The sequence below is a fragment of the Natrinema salsiterrestre genome (assembly GCF_029502005.1).
GTDB lineage: Archaea > Halobacteriota > Halobacteria > Halobacteriales > Natrialbaceae > Natrinema > Natrinema salsiterrestre.
Window position 1 is genome coordinate 409,483 of the sequence record NZ_JAMQOT010000003.1, and the last position, 20,831, is coordinate 430,313.

A 20,831-nucleotide genomic window follows, 5' to 3' on the forward strand; every position below is an offset into this window, starting at 1 on the left:
CGCTTTCAGGGAAGCCGACCGGTCAGCGCCTCGCTGGCGGGTGCGATGGGGAACTCCGTCCCGAGCCCCTCCTCACGCGCCTTTTCGTAGAGCATGTAGGCGGCAGCAACCGTCTCGATACCCGTGCCGCCGCTGTCGAAGACCGTGATCTCGTCGTCGCTCGTCCGGCCGGGCTCGGTCCCCGCCACGACCTCGCCGAGTTCGGCGTGGACGTGGTCCTCGTCGACGACGCCCGCCTCGAGAGCGGCCAGGAACGACCCGGCGTCCTGCGTCACGCGCTCGCGGAGGTCGGGAACGTACGTCGCTCGCTCGATGGTCGTCGTATCGAGTTCGCGCCGGCCGGGGGTGTACTGGCCCATCGCCGTCACGTGCGCGCCGGGCTCGAGGTCCTCGCCGTCGAAGACCGGATCGGACGCCTTCGTCGCCGTGATCACGATGTCCGCGCCCGAGACGGCGGCCGCGCTCGAGTCGACCGCGTCGACGGACGCCTCGAGGTGGTCGTCGAACTCCGCGGCGAACGTCTCCCGGTTTTCGGGCGTCGGCGAGAAGACGCGGACCTGCTCGAGGTCGCGGACGGTCGCCGTCGCGTGGAGTTGACCGCGCGCCTGCGCGCCGCTGCCGATGACGGCGAGCGTGGTCGCGTCGTCCCGGGCCAGCGCGTCGACGGCGACGGCACCGGTCGCTCCGGTCTTGAACGGGTTCATGCTCGCCCCGTCGATGAGCGCGAGGGGCTCGCCGCTCTCGGCGTCGAACAGCGGCGTCACGAACCACGCGTTCGGCCCCGAAAAGCCGGACGTGTACATGTAGCCGCCCATCGCGCCCGTCTCGGGCAGGATGGTCGAGTAGTTCGTCAGCTTCCCGTCGGGGTTCTCCCGGCGGAACGTCTGTCGCGGCAGGGCCGGTGCGCCCTCGCCGCGCTGGCGGTAGCCGTCGCGGACGACGGCGACGTATTCGGCGGGCGTTGCGAGCCCGTCGACTTCTTCACTGGTGAGAAACAGTGTGTCTGTCATACGCAGCAACTCACACGCGAAGTAGAAAAAGACAACCGGTCGAGCGCAGTCGGAAGGCGAACGCGACGGGCTCCGACGGAGGCCTGTCAGCGTAGACGGACAGCCGATCACTCGGTCTCGAGTACCCGATCGACCATCCCCTCGGACATGGTCTCCAGGATCCGATTGCCGTTCTTGAGTTCACGCATCACGAATCGGGACGACGTCTCGTTGACGCCCTCGAGGGCGACGATCTCGTCGATCAGCTCGTTCATCTGGTCGTGGTTCTGGACGCGAGACACGACCATGAAGTCGACGTCCCCCATCGTGTAGAACACCTGTTGCACGCCGGGGAGGTCGGCCAGGTCGTCGCCGATCTCGTCGGCGTAGCCGCTCTCGTGGGAGACGTACACCTCGGTGATGATGACCATCGACATGCCGAGCGCGCGGGGGTCGACGTCCGCGGAGATGTTCCGAATCACGCCGCTTTCTTTCAACTGGTTCAGCCGGTAGTGGATCGCCGACTTCGAGAGGTCGAGTTCGTCGGCGAGCTCCTCGAGGTTCTTCTCGTCGTTTCGCTCGAGCTCGCGGATGATGTCGAGGTCGTTTTCGTCGAGATCCGGTGTGGCGTCGGTGTGGTTCATGGCAATTCCTACTGACTTCGGGGTAATAAGATTCCGTACTCTCCTCCCCCGAACCGATTCGCTCAGAAGACGGCGTCGATCGCCGAACCGAGCGTGTCGATCGCGGTTTCGATTTCGTCGGTGGTGGTACACAGCGGGGGCGCGAGCATGATCTGTGTCGCCGGGCGACCGGCGCCGAACAGCACGCCCCGGTCGCTCGCCTCGGCGATCACGTCCCGTACCGGGTTGTCTCCGTCGTCGACCCGCGGGTCGTGGAACGGCTCGCCGGTCTCCGGATCGGCGAATTCGACGGCGCGGAGGAAGCCCCTCCCCCTCGCGTCGGCGACGACGTCGTGGTCGCGCTCGAGCGCCGAGAGCCCCTCGGCGAACGCGGATTCCGTGGTTCGGACGTTTTCGATCAGTCCGTCGGCGTACTCCTCGAGCGCGGCGACGCCGGCGGCACACCCCACTGGGTGGCCGCCGAACGTCTGTCCGAGGTCGAAGCCGCCCGATCGGACGTGGTCCGCGATCTCCGGTCGCATCATCGCGCCCGCGAGCGGTGCGTACGCGCTCGTGACTCCCTTCGCGAAGGTCAGCATGTCGGGTTCGACGCCCTCCGTCTGGACGCCGAACCAGTCTCCGCAGCGGCCGAAGCCGGTGATCACTTCGTCGACGATCAGCAGGATATCGTACTCGTCGCAGAGCTCCCGGACCCGCTCGAAGTAGCCCGGCGGTGCCGTGTACGCGCCGCTCGAGCCGGCGATCGGCTCGGTCAGGATCGCGGCGATCGTGTCGGGCCCCTCGTTTCTGATGACGAACTCGAGGTGGTCGGCCGCGGCCTCGGCGAGTTCCGCGGGCGTGTCCGCGTCGAACGGCGAGTCGTAGGACATCGGCGGCAGGAATTTCACTGCGCCCGTCGTCGACGCGTGGGCCTCGAGCGGTTCGCGCGTTTGCGGATCGCCGGTCATGCTCCCCGCACCGTAGGTGGAGCCGTGATAGGATCGCCAGCGCGACAGCACCTTCGGCGCGTCCGCGTAGTCGCGGGCGATCGTCATCGCGAGTTCGTTCGCCTCGCTCCCCGAGACGGAGAACGACACGTTCGACAGGGAGTCGGGGGCGACCGCGGCGAGGGCGTCGCTCAGCTCGGTTCGCGCCGAGGTCTGCTTCGCCGACGACACGTACTGGATCTCCTGTAGCTGGTCGGTCATCGCGTCCACGATCGCCTGATTTCCGTGGCCAGCGTTGACGCAGTACAGCTGCGAAACGAAGTCGAGGTATTCCGTTCCCTCGTCGTCGACGACGCGCGTGCCGTCGCCGCCGGTGATCGTCATCGCCGGCGACGACGGATCGTACCAGTGTGGGATGTTCGCGTCAGCGTCGGTCTCGGAGTCGATTGGTTCGTCGAGCATTGGTCGTGGTATGTTGTGACAGGATACAGTCGTTTTGGTCGGGGGAGTCGGGGTCGCCGCGTTCGCTGGCGACCGACGCCCGCCTCCTCGTCAGCGGTCCATCGCGGCGTCGGAGACCTCGAGGGCGGAATCGAGGGCCGCGACGGCCTCGTCGATGTCGGATTCGGTGATCGGCAGCGGCGGTGCGATGATGAGCGTGTTGATCATGTTCGCGACGTAGACGCCGTCCTCGCCGGCGGCCGCGGCGACCTCGTCCACGACGGTCGATCCCGTCGAGATCTTGTCCTCGCGTTCGCCGAAGGGAACCCGCTCGTCCGGGTCCCTCGTCAGCTCGATCCCGCGGAAGAGCCCGACGCCGCGCGTCTCGCCGACGCTCGGGTGGGCTTCGGCCAACTCCTCGAGGCGGTCGCCGAGGTAGTCGCCGACCTCGCTGGCGTGGTCGATGAGGTTCTCCTCCTCGTAGGTCTCGATGGCCGCGAGGCCGGCCGCGCAGGCCACGGGGTGACCCGAATAGGTGTGGCCGTGGCAGAACATCTCGTCCTCGAAGTGCTCGGCGATCTCGTCCGTGACGACGGTGGCCCCGAGCGGCGCGTACGCGCCCGAGAGTCCCTTCGCCATCGTCATGATGTCGGGCGTGACGTCGAAGACGTCGCAGCCGAACCACTCCCCGGTGCGGCCGAAGCCGGCCATCACTTCGTCACAGATCAGGAGCGCGCCGTGCTCGTGGGCGATCTCCTTCAGTCGCGGTAGGTACTCCTCCGGCGGGACCAGGATTCCGTTCGAGCCGACGATCGGTTCGACGAGGATCGCCGCGACCGTGTCGCCCTCGAGCATCAGCATCTCGTCGATGTACTCGAGGCTCTCCATCGGCTCGAGCGTCGAGCCGTAGGCGTACGGGTCGGGCGCTTTGATCGCGCCCGGAACGCCGGGCTCGGCCTTCAGTCGACGGGGGTCGCCGGTGACGCTGATCGAACCGGCCGTCGCGCCGTGGTAGGAGCGGTACCGCGAGACGATCTTCTGCTTGCCCGTGTACATCCGGGCGATCTTGATCGCCGCCTCGACGGCTTCGGTGCCGCTGGTCGAGAAGAACGTCCGCGAGAGGTCTCCCGGCGTTACTTCGGCGAGTTTCTCGCCCAGACGGGCGCGCGCTTCCGTCGCGAACCCGGGCGCGAAGTACGCTCCCTCGCGGGCCTGCTCGGCGATCGCGTCTGCGACGGCGTCGGCCGAGTGCCCGAGGTTCGAACACATGAGTTGGCCCGAGAAGTCGATGAACTCGTTTCCGGATCCGTCCGTGAACCGGACGCCCTCTCCGCCGACGACTTCCGTCGGATCGACTTCGCTCTGGAACGACCACGTCCCGAACACGTACTCCTTGTCGAGTCGCTCTACCTCGGTCCGATCGTCAGACGCTGGTGTCTTCTCTGCCATCCTTTCACAGGGGTATGGAGTACTAATTCATTAATCTTTGGTGGTGGATGATGTTTTCAAGTCTATAGTCCAGAAATTATTTCCAACTGTTGAAGCAGATGTGTATTTCTCGCCCTTCGTTCGAATAATATCCTGAACGACCGAAGATTTTATTTCGCCGGTCACGGTAGCACCCCTATGGTCGAATTAGCGTCGATCGGCGAGAGCAAGACGGTACGCAACTACGTGAACGGCGACTGGCGAGACGCCTCGGGCGACGAGGAACTGACCAGCGTCAATCCGGCGACGGGCGAGGAACTGGCGACGGTCCCGTTCAGTTCCGCCGCGGACATCGACGAAATCGTCCGGACCGGAAACGAGGCGTTCGAGGACTGGTCGGCCCGTCCCGTCGAGGAACGGATTCAGCCGCTGTTCCGGCTGAAAACGCTGCTCGAGGAGCACCAGGAGGAGCTCGCGGAACTCCTCGTCGAGGATCACGGCAAGACCCTCGCGGAGGCCCGCGGCGAACTGCGCCGCGGGATCGAGAACGTGGAGGTCGCCTGCGGCATCCCGTCGATGATGCAGAGCGGCTCGCTGCTGAACGCCGCCCCCGAGATCGACGAGAGCGCGGTTCGGAAGCCCCTCGGCGTCTTCACCGCGATCACGCCGTTCAACTTCCCGGGGATGATCCCGCTGTGGTTCCTGCCCTACGCGGTCGCGACCGGGAACAGCTTCATCCTCAAACCGAGCGAGCAGAACCCGCTCGTCGCTCAGCGGCTGTTCGAACTCATCGGCGAGGCGGGGTTCCCCGACGGCGTTCTCCAGCTCGTCAACGGCGGTCCCGACACCGTCAACGCCCTGCTCGACCACGACGGCGTCGAAGGGGCGTCCTTCGTCGGCAGTACGCCCATCGCGAAGCTCGTCTACGAGCGCGCGGCGAAAAACGGCAAGCGCGTTCAGGCCCAGGGCGGCGCGAAGAACCACATCATCGTCACGGAGACCGCCGACCTCGAGTTCGCCGCCGAGAAGACGGTCTCGTCGGCGACCGCCTGCGGGGGCGAGCGGTGTCTCGCTAACGATATCGTTCTCGTCGAGGAATCGGTGTACGACGAGTTCAGCGACCTCGTCGTCGAGGAAGCCGCCGCGCAAGTCGTCGGCTACGGTCTCGACGAGGAGACCGACATCGGGGCGCTCATCAGCGCCGACCACGAGCAGACGGTCCGCAACTTCATCCAGACCGGCATCGAGGAGGGTGCGGAACTCCTGCTCGACGGCCGGGACGTCACCGTCGACGGCTACGAGGACGGCAACTTCCTCGGCGCGACGGTCTTCGGCGACGTCACGTCGGATATGGTCATCTCCCGGGAGGAGATCTTCGGGCCGGTGCTCGGTCTCGCGTCGGTCGCGAACGTCGACGAGGCGATCGACCGCATGAACGAGAGCCAGTACGGGAACGCCGCGAGCCTGTTCACCGGCAGCGGCGCGGACGCGCGGAAGTTCCGACACGAGGGCGAGATCGGGAACCTCGGCGTCAACGTCGGCACCTCCGCGCCGATGGCGTTCTTCCACTTCGGCGGCTGGAAGGACTCGTTCTTCGGCGACCTCCACGCGCAGGGCGAGGACATGATCCACTTCTACACGGACAAGGCCGTCTACATCGAGCGCTGGCCCGACGCCTGAACGCTCGCGGCACGGCATCGTCCAGCGGCCGACTCGCTTTTCACGCACCGATCATCGCGATATCCGATCGAGACACCGCCGTCGAGTGGACGGAGCGGGCAGTACTCGAGCACTCAGCGCCCGACGACTACGCTTTCCGATGTTCGTCGACGACGTCCCAGTCGAGTTCGATCCCGAGTCCCGGCTCGTCCGGAACCTCGATGTACCCGTCCCGAATCAGCGGTTCGTCGCGGGCGACGAGGTCGTCCCACCACGGCACGTCGCGGGCGTGGAACTCGAGCGCGAGGAAGTTCGGAACCGTCGCGCCCACGTGGACCCCGGCCATCGTCGCGACGGGGCTCCCGATGTTGTGCGGGCTCATCGTCAGGTAGTAGGTGTCGGCCAGCTCGGCGATCTTCTTGGTCTCCGCGATGCCGCCGGTCTTCGGGATGTCGGGTGCGACGAACGAGACGGCTTCCTCCTCGACGAGATCGCGGAAGCCGTGACGACCGTAGCGGTTCTCGCCGGTGAGCAGCGGCTGCTCGACGCTCCGGTTGAGCGTCGCCAGCGCGTCCGCGTTCTCCGGCGGGAGCGGGTCCTCGATCCACGCGAGGTCGTACGGCTCGAGCGCCTTGCACAGCTTTTCGGTCGCCTCCACGCTGAAGTTCCAGTGGAGGTCGACCGCGACCTCCGCCTCGTCGCCGACCTCGTCGGTCACGGCCTCGACCAGCCCGCGCTTGTGCTCGATCTCCGGGCGGTCGAAGTGGCGCGCGAGCGTGTCGATGTCTCGGCCCGACGGCACGTCGAGGTCGAACTTGACGATCTCGTAGCCGTCGTCGACCGCCGCTCGAGCGGCGCGGGCGTAGGCGTCGGCCTCGTAGGTCTCGTCTGGCTGGTCGTTGAGCGCCGATTCGACCATCCCCTCGCCCGCGTGGCAGTCCGCGTACATCCGGACCTCCTCGCGGGTCTTGCCGCCGAGGAGCTGGTAGACCGGTTGCTCGAGGATCTTGCCGGCGGCGTCCCAGAGCGCGAGTTCGATGCCGCTGATCGCGATCGTGCCGATCCCCTGCTGTGACCCCCGTCCCGAGAGGCTCTCCCGCATGAGGTGATACAGCCGCTCGACGTCGAGCGGGTTCTCGCCGACGAGGACCGGCTCGAAGTAGTCCGTGATCACCTCGTGGACGCCCGGCGACGGGTAGGCTTCGCCGATGCCAGTTACGCCGGCGTCCGTCTCGAGGCGGACAATCGTCCACGGGAAGTTGCCGTCGACGACGACCGTCGACAGGCCGGTGATCTCGGGCGTCTCCGTCGATCGAGCCGGCGTGTCGCCGAAGTCTGGCCAGATGCTGGACGCTAACCGCGCCGCGAAGTCGGAGTACATGGTATCACATCTCACTTTTCGGAGTCGTCATATTAACTTATGGGCGAGACGCGATCGCGAGTCGCTTCGAACGGAGGTCGTCGCGCGGAGGAACTGAGACTGGACCGGGAACCGATATGCTACGCGTCGGGGAGCACCTTCCCGGGGTTCAGGATTCCGTTCGGATCGAACGTCTCCTTGACCGATCGCATGAGGTCGATCGCCTGGCCGTGTTCCTCGTCCATGAACTGTCGCTTCCCGATACCGACGCCGTGTTCGCCGGTCGCGGTCCCGCCGAGCGCGATCGCCTTCCGGACGACGCGCTCGTTCAACTCGTGTGCCCGTTCGACCATCTCCTCGTCGTCGGGATCGACGAGCGACGTGAAGTGGAGGTTCCCGTCCCCGGCGTGACCGACGCAGGAGGTCAGCAGGTCCAGTTCCTCGCTGACCCGCGAGACCTCCTCTACGATGTCGGGGTAGCGCGAGATCGGCACGACCACGTCGCCGACCAGCGCGACCTCTAACCCCTCTCGGTAGCTCTGCGTCGCCGGGTACTTGTCGCGGCGAGCCTGCCAGATATCGTCGAGGTTCTCCTCGCCGGCCGCCTCCCACGAGAGCATCCCGTGATCCTCGCAGATCGCCTTCGCGAACGCGAGGTCCTCTTCGATCCCGCTGTTGTTCGCGTGCAACTCGATGATCAGCGTCGGTCGCTCCTCGAAGGAGACGTCGTCGTGATACGCGTTCAGCATCTTGATCGCCGTGGTGTCGATGAACTCGATCGCACCCGGGACCAGCGCCGAGCCGATCGCGTCCGCGACCGCGCCGGACGCGTCGACGCGCGAGGGAAACGTCACCAGCGCGGCCCGCCGGTACTCTGGGATCCCCACGAGACCGAGCGTCACCTCGGTGACGACGCCGAGCGTCCCCTCGCTCCCGACGAAGAGGTCCTTCAGGCTGTAGCCCGCTGACGTCTTGACGACGTCCCTCCCGCAGTCGACGACGCGCCCGTCGGCGGTGACCACCTCGAGGCGACGGACGTGGTCGCGCGTCTCGCCGTAGCGGACCGCGTTGAATCCGCTCGCGTTCGTCGCGACCATCCCGCCGATCGTCGCCGCGTCGCCGCTCGAAATACCGGGCGCGAACCGCAGCCCGTGGGAGGCCAGTCGCTCGTTCAGGTCGTCGTAGACGACGCCCGCGCCGACCGTCACCTGCATGTCGTCCGGCGACACCTCGATGCCCCCCATTTCGGCCGTGCTGAGGACGATACCGCCGGCCGAGGGGATGGCATTGCCCTCGAGGCCGGACCCGCCCGATCGCGGCGTGACCGGCACTCCGCGGTCGTTCGCCGCCGCCAGGACGGCCGCGACCTCGTCGGTCGACGCCGGCCAGACGACGGCGTCCGGTACTCGTCCGGCGTGCGGGCTCTCGTCGGTCGCGTACTGTTCGCGGACGCTCGCTCCGTGTGCGACGCGGCCGTCAGTGACCGCGTCGTCGAGGAACGCGCAGTCGTAGCTCGAGTCGTGGTCCCGTTGCATGGTACCGTATGGGACGCGAACTGGGATAAACGCTCTCCGATTCCGTCCCACCAGTAGCTATTCGTAGATCGGGCGTCTGGGTGGAGACATGACCTGCCCCTACCTGTCGTACCGTGAGTCGGCCGGCGATCGCGAGTTCGAGACCGAACGAGCCTACTGTGACGTCGTCGAGGAGTTCGTCTCCCCGATGCGCGCGGACGTCTGCAACGACCGCCACGAGTTGAACCACGAGCGAGACTGCGAGTTCTACCGCGACGCCGAATCCGAGTGATCGGAGGTCGACGCCGGCGGAACAGATCTTCAGTCGGGGGTCGCGATCACCGGGACGGAATCCCGAGCAGTTCGCGCGCCTCCGCAGGCGTGGCGAGTTCCCGGTCGAGTTCGTCGGCGATGCGGACCGTCCGCTCGACGAGCTGGGCGTTGCTCTCGGCGGGTTCGCCGCGACGGTAGTAGAGGTTGTCCTCCATGCCGATGCGAACGTGGCCGCCCATCACGATCCCCATCGTCGTCAGCGGGAGCTGGTGCGGGCCGATCGCGAGCACGTTGAAGATCGAGTTCTCCGGGAGGTTGTTCACCATGTTGACCATGTTCTCCGGCGTCGGCGGCGTCAATGTCCCCGGTCCGAAGATGATGTTGATGTAGTACGGCTCCTCGAGCAGCCCCTTGTCGATGAGGCGGTGGACCTCGTTCATGTGGCCGTTGTTGAACACCTCCATCTCGGGTTTGATCCCCTTCTCCTGCATCTCCGCGGCCAGCGTGTCGATCATGTGGCGCGTGTTCTCCGAGGTGATGTGCTGATACCGGTTCATCGGCCCCATGTCGAGCGACGCCATCTCCGGGAGCGGATCCGTCCGGATCCCCGCGGCTCGCTGCTCGAGCGGGATCCCCGTCCCGCCGGTCGTGTTCTGGATGATGATATCGTCGCAGCGCTCGCGAACGGCGTCGTTGATCTCCTGGAGCCGACCCGCGTCGCGCTCGCCGTGTTCGTCCCGGCCGTGCAGGTGAACGATCGCCGCGCCGAGTTTTTCACACTCCCGGGCCGCCTCGGCGATCTCGTCGGGCTGTTCCGGCAGGTTCGGGTTCGCCTCCTTTCCCTGCACGCCGCCCGTCGTCGGGACGGTCAGGATCAGCTTCCCGCCCTCGAGGTAATTCTGGTAACTCATCTATCGTATTCCAGACGGGCCACCACGAAAGCATTAATGGACGGCCCCGAGAGGGTGGACCATGGACGACCAGCCGTCGGAGAGTGGGGAGGGAGCGCCACGTCCCGCGATCATCGGTGCCGGAACGATGGGACGCAACATCGCCGTGGCGAGCGCGGTCGGCGGCCAGCCCGTCACGTTGTTCGACATCGACGAGGACGCGCTGGCGGAGGCGGAAGCGGAGATCCGATCGACCGTCGGGACGCTCGTCGACCGCGGCGTCGGAGATACGACGGACGTCTCGGCCGTCCGCGACCGCGTCGCGTACGCGACCGATCTGGCAGCGGCCGTCGGAGACGCGCCGCTGATCGTCGAAGCGGTGACCGAGGACCGCGAGGTGAAAGCGGCCGTCTACGAAGACCTCGAACGCGAGGCACCGACGACCGCGACCATCGCGACGAACACGTCGTCGCTGTCGATCACCGAACTCGCGTCGTCGCTCTCCCACCCCGAGCGCTTCTGCGGGATGCACTGGTTCCACCCCGCTCACATCGTCCCCGTCGTCGAGGTCGTCTACGGGGACCGAACGACCGACGAGGCGGTCGACACCGCGACCGCGTTCCTCGAGTCCATCGGCAAGGACCCGGTCGTCGTCGAACGTGATATCCCGGGATTCATCGCCAACCGAATCCAGTCGGCGATGGCTCGCGAGGCGTGGGCGCTGCTCGAGTCGGGCGTCGCCAGCGCCGAGGACATCGACCGCGCGGTCAAGGGGACGTTCGGCTTCCGGCTGCCGACGCTGGGCGTGCTCGAGAAGGGCGACCACTCCGGACTCGACGTCCACCACAAGGTGCTCACGGAACTGCTCGGAGAGATCGACCGGCAACGGGAACCGGCACCGGTCCTCACCGAACTCGTCGAGGCGGGTCGACACGGCGTGAAGACCGACCGTGGCGTCTACGATTGGTCGGACGCCGATCTCGACCGAGTGACGGCCGAACGGGACCAGCGGCTCCTCGATCAGCTCGAGGTGTACCGGGCCGCACGCGGTCCGCCGGACGTCCCCGACGAGTCGGAATCGGATCCCTGAGCGATTTGTCCGTCATTACTCGGCGCGCCTGCGAGTACGACTATATGGCTGGAACAAGAACCCTCACTGAAGGTCATGTACAAGATCGTTATCCCGATCGACGAGGACGAGACGCGAGCGATAACTGCAGCGGAGTTCGTGACGGACCTCGGCGACGAGTCCGGTCTCGCCGCCGATCTCGACGAGGTTTCGGTGTCGATAATAAACGTCTTCAAGGAGTTCAAGGCGGTCGACGACGGCGGCAACGTTCGGTCGGAAGACCTCTACGACGAGGACAGTTACCCGGACTCCGTGGCGACCGCTCGCGACCACCTCGCCGCGGCCGGCGTGGACGTCGGCGTCGAGCGCCGTCACGGAGATCCCGGCGAAGAGATCGTCGACTTCGCGGAGTCGGTCGACGCCGATACCATCATCATTCCCGGCCGAAAGCGATCACCGGTCGGAAAAGCGGTGTTCGGAAGCGTCACTCAGGACGTCATTCTCAACGCCGATTCGCCGGTCACGATCGTCTAGCCGCTCTCCCGGTGCCATTCGATCGGTCGACCCGCCGCGACGGGCGGTCACCCTTCCTAGATGACATCCTCCGCCTGTAACCGCTCGAGCTCGTCCGCGTCGTAGCCGAGCTCCGTCAGCACCTCGTCGGTGTGTTCGCCGAGGCGCGGCGGCGGCCCCTCCGCATCGGTCTCGAGCGAGCCGAAGTTGACCGGGTTGGCCGGCGACTTGAACGTCCCGAGATCGGGGTGGTCCATCTCGGCGATCATGTCGCGCGTCTCGATGTGGGGATCGTCGACGAGCGTCTCGACGTCCTGAACGGGCGTGCAGGGGACGTCCTCGGCCTGGAGGATCGACAGCCACTCGTCGGTCGTCCGCTCCGCGAACATGTCGTCGAGGACGGGATCGAGTTCGTCCCTGTTTTCGACGCGATCGGAGAAGGTCGCGTAGCGCTCGTCGTCGATCCACTCCTCGCGGTCGATCGCTCGACAGAACTTGGGCCAGATGTGTTCGCTCACGACGCCGACGACGATGTGGGAGTCGACCGTCTCGAACGCCTGGTACGGCATGAGGCTGGGATGGCGGGTTCCCATCCGCTTTGGATTCTCGCCCGTCGCGAAGTAGTTCGAGACGTGGTAGCCGAGGAACTGAAAGCTGGCGTCCAGTAGCGACACGTCGATGTACTCGCCCTCGCCGGTTCGCTCGCGGTGGTACAGCGCCGTGAGGATCGAGTAGATCGACGTCATCGCGCCCGCCAGATCGCAGATCGAGACGCCGATCCGGGCGGGCTGGTCCTCGGTGCCGGTGACGCTCATCATCCCCGATTCGCCCTGGAGAATGATGTCGAAGGACTTCCGATCGGCGTAGGGGCTGTCCGGCCCGTAGCCGGAGATGTCACAGTAGACCAGCTCGTCGTTGATTTCCGAGAGCGTCTCGTACTCGGCACCGAAGCGCTCCTCGTTTCCGGGCGAGAAGTTCTGGATGAAGACGTCCGCCTCCTCGACCAGGTCCCGCAGGATCGCCTGCCCCTCCGCCGTCGTGAGATCCAGACTGACGCTGCGCTTGTTCCGGTTGGTGCTGACGAAGTACGCGGAGAGCTCCTCGCCGTACTGCGGCGAGTACGTCCGCGTGAGATCGCCGTGGCCCGGCCGTTCGATCTTGATCACGTCCGCCCCGAGGTCGCCGAGCGTCTGGCCCGCGAACGGACCGACGAGCGCCTGCGTCGCGTCGATCACGGTAATGTCCGCTAATGGTTGCATTCTCACCGAACGTGACCCGGCGAGGGGGATATAGTTTCCGCCGGTGGGCGGGTCGACGCGGCCGCGATCCGTGCGGAATTCAGAAGCCGATCGCCGCGCCGTCCTTTCGCGGATCGGTCCCCCCGGAGAGGACTCCGTCCTCGTTGCGGGCGATCTGACCGCCGCCGAAGTGTGGCGGCTTCATCACGCGAACCTCGTGGCCGCGGCGGGCGAGTTTCGTCAGCGCGGTGCCGTCGAACCGGCCCTCGACGGCCAGCTGGCCGTCGACCTGATACCGCCAGCGCGGCTCGTCGAGGGCCTCCTGAATCGACATCCCGTCGTCGAGGAGGTTCATCAGCACCTGGAGGTGTCCCTGCGGTTGCATGTAGCCGGCCATCACTCCGAAGGCGGCCCAGTCGTCCTCGTCGAAGCGGGCGATTCCGGGTATCAGCGTGTGGAACGGCCGCTTTCCGGGCTCGAAGCGGTTCGGATGATCCGGATCGAGCGAGAACGAACTGCCGCGGTTCTGGAGGGCGATACCGGTGTCGCCGGCGACGACGCCGCTGCCGAAGTCCTTGAACCGCGAGTTGATGTACGAGACGACGTTCCCTTCCTCGTCGGCGACCGACAACAGCACGGTATCGGCCCCCTCCGCGCGGTCGTTCGGGAAGCCGACGTCGACGTCGGTCGTCGCTTCCGAGCCGATTTCCGCGGCGCGATCGGCCGCGTACGACTTCGACACGAGCGGCGGAACGTCCTCGAACTCGGGATCGGTGACGTGGTGAAGGCCGTCGGTCAGGGCTCGCTTCGCCGCCTCGGCGGCGAGGTGAATCCGTTCCGGCGAGCCGGCCGGGTGATCGCCAGCGCCCAGCGCTTCGGCGATGTTGAGCGCCTCGAGCGCCACGGGACCCTGATTGTTCGGCGGGAGTTCGTAGATCTCCGCGCCGCCGTAGGTCGTACTGACGGGATCGACGAACTCGGGCTCGAACGACGCGAGATCGTCGTGCGAGAGGAACCCGCCTCGAGATCGAACCTCCTCGACGATGTCGTCCGCGATGTCGCCCTCGTAGACGACGTCAGCGCCCTCGTCGGCGATGCGTTGCATCGTTTCGCCCAGCGAGGTGAGGCGAACGCGCTCGCCCACTCCCGGAGCGCTGCCACCGGGAAGATACGCAGCCCGGGCGTTGTCCCCGCGGAGGACGTCGGCCGCCTCGGCCCACTGCTGGGCGATGATCTCCGAGACCGGGAACCCCTCCGTCGCGTACTCGATCGCCGGCTCGAGCGCTCGCGCGAGGCTCAGCTCGCCGAGCTCCTCGACGGTGCGCTCCCAGCCGCGGGCCGTTCCCGGGACGGTAACGGTGAGCGGCCCGTACTCGGGCATTCGGGCGTCGTCGGGATCGACTTCCTCCTCGTCGGCGACCCGTTCGCGGATCGCCTCGAGGGAGGCATCCGCTGGGGCGCCACCGCAGCTTCGAAGCGCGCCGACCTCGCCGTCGGCGGTTTTGTAGAGGGCGAAGACGTCGCCGCCCAGCCCGGTCGACGTGGGCTCGACGACGTTCAACGCCGCGGCGGTGGCGACCGCCGCGTCGAAGGCGTTGCCGCCGTCCCGCAGCGTCGCAACGCCCGCCTCCGCTGCGAGGGGTTGGCTCGTCGCGACCACGCCGCGGGTGGCGTACACTGTCGATCGACGAGAGGTGAACTGGTCGAGGTCTGGCGTCGTGTCCATACGGACGGATTATCGGGTCTCGACTAAAGTATTGGTATCTCCTCACAAGGCGTTGCGCCGGGAGGCCGACCGCAGCAGATATGGTCATGTGGAATGACATCACACCACGATGGACTTGCAACTAGACGGCGATGCGGCACTCGTAACGGCCTCCAGCAGCGGCCTCGGAAAGGCCTCCGCGAAGGCGCTCGCACGGGAGGGAGCGAACGTCGTGATCAACGGCCGCGACGAAGACCGGCTCGAGGCGGCCCGGGAGGAGATCGCGGCCGTCGCCGGCGGTCGCGTCGTCACGCAGACGGGCGATCTCACCGACCCCGACGACGTCTCCGACCTCGTCTCGGTCACGGCCGAGGAGTTCGGCGGCATCGATCACCTCGTGACGTCGGCGGGCGGGCCCCCGAGCGGCCCGTTCCTCGAGACGACCGACGAGGACTGGTACGAGGCGTACGACCTGCTCGTGATGAGCGTCGTCCGGCTGGTTCGGGAGGCGGCCGACGAGTTGCGCGCCGGTGACGGCGGGAACGTCGTCCACATCACGTCCCGGAGCGTGAAGGAAGCCATCGACTCGCTCGTGCTCTCGAACTCGGTCCGAATGGGTGTCATCGGCCTCGAGAAGACGCTGTCGCGAGAGCTCGCGCCCGAGGTCCGCTTCAATAGCGTGCTCCCCGGCCCGATCGAGACCGAACGCACCAGCGAACTGATCGAGCAGGCGATCGAGCGAGGGGAGGTCGACTCCTACGAGGAGGGGCTCGCGGCCAAGGGGAGCTCGAACCCCCTCGAGCGGATCGGTCGGCCGATGGAACTCGGCAACACGGTCGCGTTCCTCTGCTCGCCCGAAACGGCGTACATAAACGGCATCACCGTCCCCATCGACGGCGGTCTCGGCCGGTCGAACCTCTGATCGTCCGCGTCCGAACTCACTCGAGGGACGCGTCGGCGTACGCCGCGAGCAGTTCGACGGTGGTCCGCGCGCCGGCGCGGAAACAGGAGAGTTCGATGTTTTCGTCCGGCGCGTGGTTGTTCTCGTCGGCGTTGGCGTAGGGAACGACCAGACACGGGACGTCGAGCTCGTCGGCGAAGACGTACGTCGGCACGGAGCCGCCCAGCGAGGGTTTGAGAATCGGCTCCTCGTGCCACGCTTCGCGGACGGCCCGCATCATCGGCTCGACGACCGGACTGTCCGCCGGCGTCCGCTGGGGAGCCATCGCGGCCACGCGAGAAAGCGTCACGTCGATTCCCGGCGGTACCTGCTCCTCGGCGTGACGCGAAAGGGATTCGAAAACCTCGTCCGGATCCTGGTCGGCGACCAGGCGGAAGTCGATCTTCGCTCGAGCGCGCGACGGTAACACGGTCTTCATCCCCTCTCCGTCGTAGCCGGCGTCGAGGCCGGCGACGTTCAAATTGGGGCGACAGAGCAGTCGTTCGGTGTAGCTCTCGCCCGGGTCGGTCGCGAGCGCCGAGAGCCCGAGGTCCGCTTTCACCGCCTCCTCGTCGACGGGAATCGCCTCGAGTACCTCGCGATCGCGATCGGTGAGGGCCCGCACGTCGTCGTGAAACCCCTCGAGTGCGATCCGACCGTCGTCGGTCCGGAGCGACGAGAGCAGGTCGACGACGGCCGTCGCCGGGTTGGGAATCGGCCCGCCGAAGTTCCCCGAATGAAGGTCGCGATTCGCTCCCGTCGCCTCGATGTCGACGTAGAGCAACCCTCGCGAGCCGAGCAGCACGTGCGGTCGGCCCGATTCGTCGATGGGGCCGTCGGCAACGATCGCGACGTCCGCGCCGAGTTCGTCGCGATGCTCCCGAACCAGCCACTCGAGGTGTTCGCTACCGCTCTCTTCCTCGCCCTCGATCACGAGGGTCACGTCGGTCGGGAGCCCCGACGTCTCGCGGAGCGCGCGAACGGCACAGAGGTGCGCGAACCACTGTCCCTTGTTGTCGCCGGCGCCGCGAGCGTAGAGGCGATCGGTTCCGTCCGGTCCCTCGCGAACGGTCGGTTCGAACGGGGGCGACCGCCATTCGGAGGCGGTCGCCGGCTGGACGTCGTAGTGGCCGTAGAGCAATACCGTCCGTCCCGACTCCGCCGGTTCGATATCGGCGGCCGCGTGAGCGATAACGGCCGGCCGACCGGGCGTTTCGACGATCTCCGCGTCGTCAAAGCCGTACTCGAGACACGACTGGCGGACCATCGCCGCGCAGTCGTCGATCCCCTCTCCGGTCGCGCTGATCGACGGCTGGGAGAGCAGCGATCGGAGATCGTCGAGAAACGCCGCGTCGTGACGCTCGAGGAACGCGTGCGATTCTGCAGTCGTCATCGGTTCGGCACCGTCCGCGGATGGTCCGTTCTCACTGCCGTTCGCTGGCTCCAGTTCATGGCGATACTCATTCGTACCCTTCGGGGTACAAAGCTCTACTGCGGAAATATCGTTTTAATTTCACTTTCGGGCGCGATACCGAATGCGGACGAGTTACGAACCGAGTACTATGACGTTCGTCCGGGTATCTATATTGGAGAATATTATTCAGTATCGAATAGTATCTATGCACTATTTTCCACGGACTATTTAAGTGCAACCGGAACACGAGGGAGCGCTCTGGGAAAAGTTTAAATATAGGTGGCTATATCATGTATAACGATGTTTGATAACGATAGGCAAACACGCAGAAGCGTCTTGAAAGCAACGGCTGGATTCGGGACGCTTTCGCTTGCGGGGTGCCTCGGTGGTGGGGGCGACGGTCAAGAACAGGTCGATCTGACGGTCGGCTCGTCGTCGTCCGGGTCATCAACGTACGGTAACTCACAGGCGATTCAGCGGGTAGTGAGTCAGCAATCGGACTACCTGAACTTCATTACGCAGGACGCGGGCGGCGACCCGCAGTCCATCCGACTGTACGCTGACGGGGAGCTCAACTCCTACTCCGCCGGGAACTACATCATGAATCAGGCCCTCACCGAGACGGGCCCGTTCTCGGAAGATCCGGTCTCCGAATTCCCGCAGCTCGGGTTCGGTCACCTCTCGCTCAACCTCTACTGGATGGCCCTGGAAGACAGCGACATCCAGACGACCGACGACCTCGCCGGGAGGAACGTCTACTGTCTCCCCGCCAGCTGGGGACTGCGCGCGATGACGGAAGAGATGTACGGCGAGGCCGGTCTCTGGGAGGGCCTCTCCGAGAACGTCGTCAACGTGGAGACGAGTCAAGCGGCCAGCGCACTCTCCGAGGGCCGAGCCGAGGCGTTCATCGTGTACACCTCGAACTACACCCAACTGCCCTCGTGGGCGTCGGAGATCGACTCGCGCGTCGACGTCAGACCCATCGAAATGACCGACGAGTACGTGCAAGCGGCCCAGGACTTCGCCGGCGCGGGCTACGAGGAAGTCGACGAGATCGGCGGCTGGGAGCAGGACGTAGAGGGCGACTTCCCGAAGCACACGTGGACGGAGACCTACCCGTACTACTTCAGTCCGGACATCTCCGCGGACGCCGTCTACGACCTGATGGAGATCTGCCACAACAACTACGAGTCGATGCAGGAGGCGAACCCGACGATCCTCGACTGGTCTGACCCGTCGAACTTCACGTTCGCACTGACTCACACGGACGAGATCCCGATTCACCCAGGTGCCGCTGACTGGTACGAAGAGAACGACGTCTGGGACGACAGCTGGACTCGCGGCGACGAATAACACCTGCAGAATCCGTCACCGCCATATATGGTTTATTCAACAGCAGACAAGGACCGAATAGAGATCGCCAACGACGTCGTTACCGGACTCGCTATCTTGACCTGGTTGTGGATCCTGTACTTCGCGTTCACACAGGGAATCCAGCGGATTCTATTCACGGTCACGTTTATCGGGTCGGTCATGCTCGTCTATCTCGGAAACGAACTCATCGAAGCGTACGAAGACGATGACAAACTGGCGTTAGCCGGCCTGACTCTCTCCGCGATCATCACCGCCGGAACGACGGTGTACTTGATCCTGAACTACAGGGAGTTGCTGCGTGTTCGCGTCGGTACGGCGTTCGGCTACGAGTACGCGATCGCGATCGCGTTCTTCCTCGTCATCCTGTACCTGTCGTACCGAGCCTACGGAATCACGTTTCTGGCCGTGATCGTGGGCGTGATACTGTACGGGCTCTTCGGTAACTACGTTCCGGGAATCCTGGGCCACGCCGGATTCAGCGTTAGCCGCATGATGAGCATCATGGTGCTCGACTTTCAGGGGGTCTACGGCTCGATCTCTCGGATTATCGCGACGTGGGTCGCCCTATTCCTGCTATACGCAGGGCTGATGCGCGGCTTCGGGGCGTTCGACCTCATCATGCGGATCGGACTCCGATCGGCCAACTACGTCAGATCGGGCGTCGCCCTCTCCGCCGTGACCTCGAGCATCATCATCGGGTCGATCACCGGTAGCCAGGCGGCGAACACGGCGATCACCGGATCATTCACGATTCCGCTCATGAAGGAGACGGGAATGAAGGGGGAGACGGCAGGCGGGATCGAATCCGTCGCCTCGACGGGGGGGCAAATCATGCCGCCGATCATGGGCGCCGCGGCGTTCGTCATGGCGTCGTTGCTCGGTATCACGTACGTCGAGGTGATCATCGCAGGTATCATTCCCGCGATGATATTCTACGGGTCCGTCACCTTCGCCGTCCACTACAAGGGCATCGGACAGCTCCGAGGTCAGGCGACCAAGATCGACGTCGAGAGCCAGTTCGAGGAGCAGATGTCCCAGAAGGAGTTCGTTATCCAGTGTCTCCGGTTCGGAATTCCGTTCGCCCTCCTGATTTACATCCTCGGCGTCCTCCAGTACACGGTGCTCACGGCCGCGCTGTACACCATCATCGCGATGTTCGTCACCGGATTCGGGTTCCCGCTGATCCAGACGGCCGTGGGTGGCGGTGACCTCGTGGCCGAGTTCGTCAGTCTACTCGGCGACGCGGCGAACGGCTTCAGAGAGGGAGCGATGATCCTCGCACCGATCGCGATCATCATCGCCGCCATCAACGGTGTCGTCGACGTCTTCACCGCGTCGGGCATTCCGGGAATCCTCTCGCTGGCGCTGCTCGACCTCTCCGGCGGCGTCATGTTGACTGCGGTCGTCCTCGCGATGGTCATCTCGATCGTCCTCGGAATGGGGATGCCGACGGTCGCCGCGTACGTCATCGTCGCGGCCCTGATCGCGCCGGCACTGATCCAGCAGTTCTTCGTCCCCGACCTCGCGGCGCACTTCTTCGTGCTGTACGCCGCGATTCTCTCCGGGCTGACGCCCCCGATCGCGATCGCCGTCGTCGTTGCGACGGGGATCGCCGAGAGTAACTTCTGGCGGACGGCCGCCGAGGCCCTGAAGATCTCCGCACCGATCTACGTCCTGCCGTTCGCGTTCATCTACAATCCGGAGATCGTCGTCGGCGGCTTCGGCGTCGAGACGTTCTTCTCCGGCATGATCGCACTGGCCGGCGCACTGGGAATCTCTCACGGCCTCAACTACTACGGGACGTTCTTGCGCGAGAGTCTGTTCGTCGAGTACCCGCTCAGAGGCGTCTTCTTCGTCCTCGGGGTCCTCGCGATGGTCTACCCGGGCACCACGATCCGTCTCGGCTGCGTCGCTGTCATCTTCGTTCTGATGGGCATCCAACTCCAGAAACCGATCCGCGGGCGGCTGAGCCAGCGATCGACGACGGAAACCATCAACGCCGTCGAAGACTAGCGACTACCACCTTCTCATCGGATTCGACCGACCGAGGCCAGCGCGGTCTCAGTCGAGCGGGCGCGCCGCGAAGAACGGATACCCCTCGAGCCAGCCGCGATCGTGCTCGACGTCGTACTCCGCGGCCTCGATACGGACGTCGTCGCCGATCTCGAGGGCGTCGTACGACGCGTCGATCGGCGCGAGTAGTTTGGGCCCGTCCGCGAGTTCGACGAGGCCGATCACGAGCTCGTCGTCGAACGCCGTCGCGGTCGCGTGGGTTCGCGTGAACGAGTAGAGCGTCCCTCGCCCCGTCGTCTCCGCCCAGTCGACGTCCGTCGAGTGACAGTGCGGACAGATCGGACTCGGGGGAAAGAACCGCTCGTCGCAGCTCTCGCAGGCGTGAATCAGGACCGTGCCGTCCCGAAGGGACTCCCAGAACGGTCGCGTGTAGGGCTCCAT

Annotated in this window: 18 protein-coding genes; 7 read left to right on the forward strand and 11 right to left on the reverse strand. The window is 65.6% G+C overall.

All coding sequences use genetic code 11. From position 1 onward, the window contains the following. Nucleotides 1–5: 5 nt before the first annotated feature. The 4 genes from NDI89_RS11525 to NDI89_RS11540 all read right to left on the reverse strand — a co-directional run bounded on the left by NDI89_RS11525 (nucleotide 6) and on the right by NDI89_RS11540 (nucleotide 4,449). Entirely contained in the window at nucleotides 6–1,010 is a 1,005-nt protein-coding gene (locus NDI89_RS11525; RefSeq protein ID WP_277521725.1) for an ornithine cyclodeaminase family protein, read from the reverse strand. A 107-nt stretch (nucleotides 1,011–1,117) separates the two neighbouring features. Then, nucleotides 1,118–1,633 (reverse strand): Lrp/AsnC family transcriptional regulator, encoded by a 516-nt coding sequence (locus NDI89_RS11530; RefSeq protein WP_277521726.1) that lies wholly within the window; start codon nucleotides 1,631–1,633, stop codon nucleotides 1,118–1,120. Between the two features lie 62 nt (nucleotides 1,634–1,695). Beyond that, complete coding sequence (locus tag NDI89_RS11535; protein WP_277521727.1) at nucleotides 1,696–3,021, reverse strand: aminotransferase family protein; 1,326 nt, start codon at nucleotides 3,019–3,021, stop codon at nucleotides 1,696–1,698. 90 nt (nucleotides 3,022–3,111) lie between these two features. Further along, the gene (locus NDI89_RS11540; RefSeq protein WP_277521728.1) at nucleotides 3,112–4,449 is read right to left on the reverse strand and encodes an aminotransferase family protein; all 1,338 of its coding nucleotides are present in this window, start codon (nucleotides 4,447–4,449) and stop codon (nucleotides 3,112–3,114) included. A 177-nt stretch (nucleotides 4,450–4,626) separates the two neighbouring features. On the opposite strand from NDI89_RS11540, the gene NDI89_RS11545 reads away from it, so the two are divergent. Continuing rightward, on the forward strand, nucleotides 4,627–6,108 hold the full coding sequence (locus NDI89_RS11545) for a CoA-acylating methylmalonate-semialdehyde dehydrogenase (RefSeq protein WP_277521729.1): 1,482 nt from the start codon (nucleotides 4,627–4,629) through the stop codon (nucleotides 6,106–6,108). Between the two features lie 127 nt (nucleotides 6,109–6,235). Here the strand turns inward: NDI89_RS11545 and NDI89_RS11550 are convergent, their stop codons facing one another. Both NDI89_RS11550 and NDI89_RS11555 read right to left on the reverse strand, forming a co-directional pair. After that, the gene (locus NDI89_RS11550) at nucleotides 6,236–7,468 is read right to left on the reverse strand and encodes a mandelate racemase/muconate lactonizing enzyme family protein (protein ID WP_277521731.1); all 1,233 of its coding nucleotides are present in this window, start codon (nucleotides 7,466–7,468) and stop codon (nucleotides 6,236–6,238) included. 119 nt (nucleotides 7,469–7,587) lie between these two features. Further along, complete coding sequence (locus NDI89_RS11555; protein ID WP_277521732.1) at nucleotides 7,588–8,982, reverse strand: FAD-binding oxidoreductase; 1,395 nt, start codon at nucleotides 8,980–8,982, stop codon at nucleotides 7,588–7,590. Nucleotides 8,983–9,070: 88 nt separating this feature from the next. Between NDI89_RS11555 and NDI89_RS11560 the strand changes: the two genes are divergently transcribed. Further along, on the forward strand, nucleotides 9,071–9,253 hold the full coding sequence (locus NDI89_RS11560) for a hypothetical protein (RefSeq protein ID WP_277521734.1): 183 nt from the start codon (nucleotides 9,071–9,073) through the stop codon (nucleotides 9,251–9,253). A 46-nt stretch (nucleotides 9,254–9,299) separates the two neighbouring features. Here the strand turns inward: NDI89_RS11560 and NDI89_RS11565 are convergent, their stop codons facing one another. Beyond that, nucleotides 9,300–10,145, reverse strand: coding sequence for a beta-keto acid cleavage family enzyme (locus NDI89_RS11565; protein WP_277521736.1), 846 nt, complete (start codon nucleotides 10,143–10,145; stop codon nucleotides 9,300–9,302). A 61-nt stretch (nucleotides 10,146–10,206) separates the two neighbouring features. Here NDI89_RS11565 and NDI89_RS11570 point away from each other — a divergent pair, with 61 nt between their 5' ends. Beyond that, entirely contained in the window at nucleotides 10,207–11,214 is a 1,008-nt protein-coding gene (locus tag NDI89_RS11570) for a 3-hydroxyacyl-CoA dehydrogenase family protein (protein WP_277521738.1), read from the forward strand. A gap of 75 nt (nucleotides 11,215–11,289) precedes the next feature. Further along, complete coding sequence (locus NDI89_RS11575) at nucleotides 11,290–11,727, forward strand: universal stress protein (RefSeq protein ID WP_277521739.1); 438 nt, start codon at nucleotides 11,290–11,292, stop codon at nucleotides 11,725–11,727. 56 nt (nucleotides 11,728–11,783) lie between these two features. On the opposite strand, the gene NDI89_RS11580 is transcribed toward NDI89_RS11575, so the two are convergent. After that, nucleotides 11,784–12,965: a CaiB/BaiF CoA transferase family protein gene (locus NDI89_RS11580; RefSeq protein WP_277521741.1), complete on the reverse strand. Its 1,182-nt coding sequence runs from the start codon at nucleotides 12,963–12,965 to the stop codon at nucleotides 11,784–11,786. A 79-nt stretch (nucleotides 12,966–13,044) separates the two neighbouring features. After that, on the reverse strand, nucleotides 13,045–14,670 hold the full coding sequence (locus tag NDI89_RS11585) for a gamma-glutamyltransferase family protein (RefSeq protein WP_277521742.1): 1,626 nt from the start codon (nucleotides 14,668–14,670) through the stop codon (nucleotides 13,045–13,047). Nucleotides 14,671–14,779: 109 nt separating this feature from the next. On the opposite strand from NDI89_RS11585, the gene NDI89_RS11590 reads away from it, so the two are divergent. Beyond that, complete coding sequence (locus NDI89_RS11590) at nucleotides 14,780–15,571, forward strand: SDR family oxidoreductase (protein WP_277521744.1); 792 nt, start codon at nucleotides 14,780–14,782, stop codon at nucleotides 15,569–15,571. Nucleotides 15,572–15,587: 16 nt separating this feature from the next. Here NDI89_RS11590 and NDI89_RS11595 read toward each other — a convergent pair whose 3' ends face one another. Then, entirely contained in the window at nucleotides 15,588–16,982 is a 1,395-nt protein-coding gene (locus NDI89_RS11595) for a M20/M25/M40 family metallo-hydrolase (RefSeq protein ID WP_277521745.1), read from the reverse strand. Nucleotides 16,983–17,303: 321 nt separating this feature from the next. Here NDI89_RS11595 and NDI89_RS11600 point away from each other — a divergent pair, with 321 nt between their 5' ends. Beyond that, nucleotides 17,304–18,356, forward strand: a complete 1,053-nt coding sequence (locus NDI89_RS11600; protein WP_277521746.1) for a TAXI family TRAP transporter solute-binding subunit — start codon at nucleotides 17,304–17,306, stop codon at nucleotides 18,354–18,356. Nucleotides 18,357–18,383: 27 nt separating this feature from the next. Beyond that, nucleotides 18,384–20,390, forward strand: coding sequence for a TRAP transporter permease (locus NDI89_RS11605; protein WP_277521747.1), 2,007 nt, complete (start codon nucleotides 18,384–18,386; stop codon nucleotides 20,388–20,390). A 48-nt stretch (nucleotides 20,391–20,438) separates the two neighbouring features. On the opposite strand, the gene NDI89_RS11610 is transcribed toward NDI89_RS11605, so the two are convergent. Further along, complete coding sequence (locus NDI89_RS11610) at nucleotides 20,439–20,831, reverse strand: Zn-ribbon domain-containing OB-fold protein (protein ID WP_277521748.1); 393 nt, start codon at nucleotides 20,829–20,831, stop codon at nucleotides 20,439–20,441.

What these genes read in the sequence shown, in the direction of transcription:
- NDI89_RS11525 (WP_277521725.1), bottom strand. Translation starts at nt 1,010, where the DNA reads ATGACAGACACACTGTTTCTCACCAGTGAAGAAGTCGACGGGCTCGCA.
- NDI89_RS11530 (WP_277521726.1), bottom strand. Translation starts at nt 1,633, where the DNA reads ATGAACCACACCGACGCCACACCGGATCTCGACGAAAACGACCTCGAC.
- NDI89_RS11535 (WP_277521727.1), bottom strand. Translation starts at nt 3,021, where the DNA reads ATGCTCGACGAACCAATCGACTCCGAGACCGACGCTGACGCGAACATC.
- NDI89_RS11540 (WP_277521728.1), bottom strand. Translation starts at nt 4,449, where the DNA reads ATGGCAGAGAAGACACCAGCGTCTGACGATCGGACCGAGGTAGAGCGA.
- NDI89_RS11545 (WP_277521729.1), top strand. Translation starts at nt 4,627, where the DNA reads ATGGTCGAATTAGCGTCGATCGGCGAGAGCAAGACGGTACGCAACTAC.
- NDI89_RS11550 (WP_277521731.1), bottom strand. Translation starts at nt 7,468, where the DNA reads ATGTACTCCGACTTCGCGGCGCGGTTAGCGTCCAGCATCTGGCCAGAC.
- NDI89_RS11555 (WP_277521732.1), bottom strand. Translation starts at nt 8,982, where the DNA reads ATGCAACGGGACCACGACTCGAGCTACGACTGCGCGTTCCTCGACGAC.
- NDI89_RS11560 (WP_277521734.1), top strand. Translation starts at nt 9,071, where the DNA reads ATGACCTGCCCCTACCTGTCGTACCGTGAGTCGGCCGGCGATCGCGAG.
- NDI89_RS11565 (WP_277521736.1), bottom strand. Translation starts at nt 10,145, where the DNA reads ATGAGTTACCAGAATTACCTCGAGGGCGGGAAGCTGATCCTGACCGTC.
- NDI89_RS11570 (WP_277521738.1), top strand. Translation starts at nt 10,207, where the DNA reads ATGGACGACCAGCCGTCGGAGAGTGGGGAGGGAGCGCCACGTCCCGCG.
- NDI89_RS11575 (WP_277521739.1), top strand. Translation starts at nt 11,290, where the DNA reads ATGTACAAGATCGTTATCCCGATCGACGAGGACGAGACGCGAGCGATA.
- NDI89_RS11580 (WP_277521741.1), bottom strand. Translation starts at nt 12,965, where the DNA reads ATGCAACCATTAGCGGACATTACCGTGATCGACGCGACGCAGGCGCTC.
- NDI89_RS11585 (WP_277521742.1), bottom strand. Translation starts at nt 14,670, where the DNA reads ATGGACACGACGCCAGACCTCGACCAGTTCACCTCTCGTCGATCGACA.
- NDI89_RS11590 (WP_277521744.1), top strand. Translation starts at nt 14,780, where the DNA reads ATGGACTTGCAACTAGACGGCGATGCGGCACTCGTAACGGCCTCCAGC.
- NDI89_RS11595 (WP_277521745.1), bottom strand. Translation starts at nt 16,982, where the DNA reads ATGACGACTGCAGAATCGCACGCGTTCCTCGAGCGTCACGACGCGGCG.
- NDI89_RS11600 (WP_277521746.1), top strand. Translation starts at nt 17,304, where the DNA reads ATGTTTGATAACGATAGGCAAACACGCAGAAGCGTCTTGAAAGCAACG.
- NDI89_RS11605 (WP_277521747.1), top strand. Translation starts at nt 18,384, where the DNA reads ATGGTTTATTCAACAGCAGACAAGGACCGAATAGAGATCGCCAACGAC.
- NDI89_RS11610 (WP_277521748.1), bottom strand. Translation starts at nt 20,831, where the DNA reads ATGGAGCCCTACACGCGACCGTTCTGGGAGTCCCTTCGGGACGGCACG.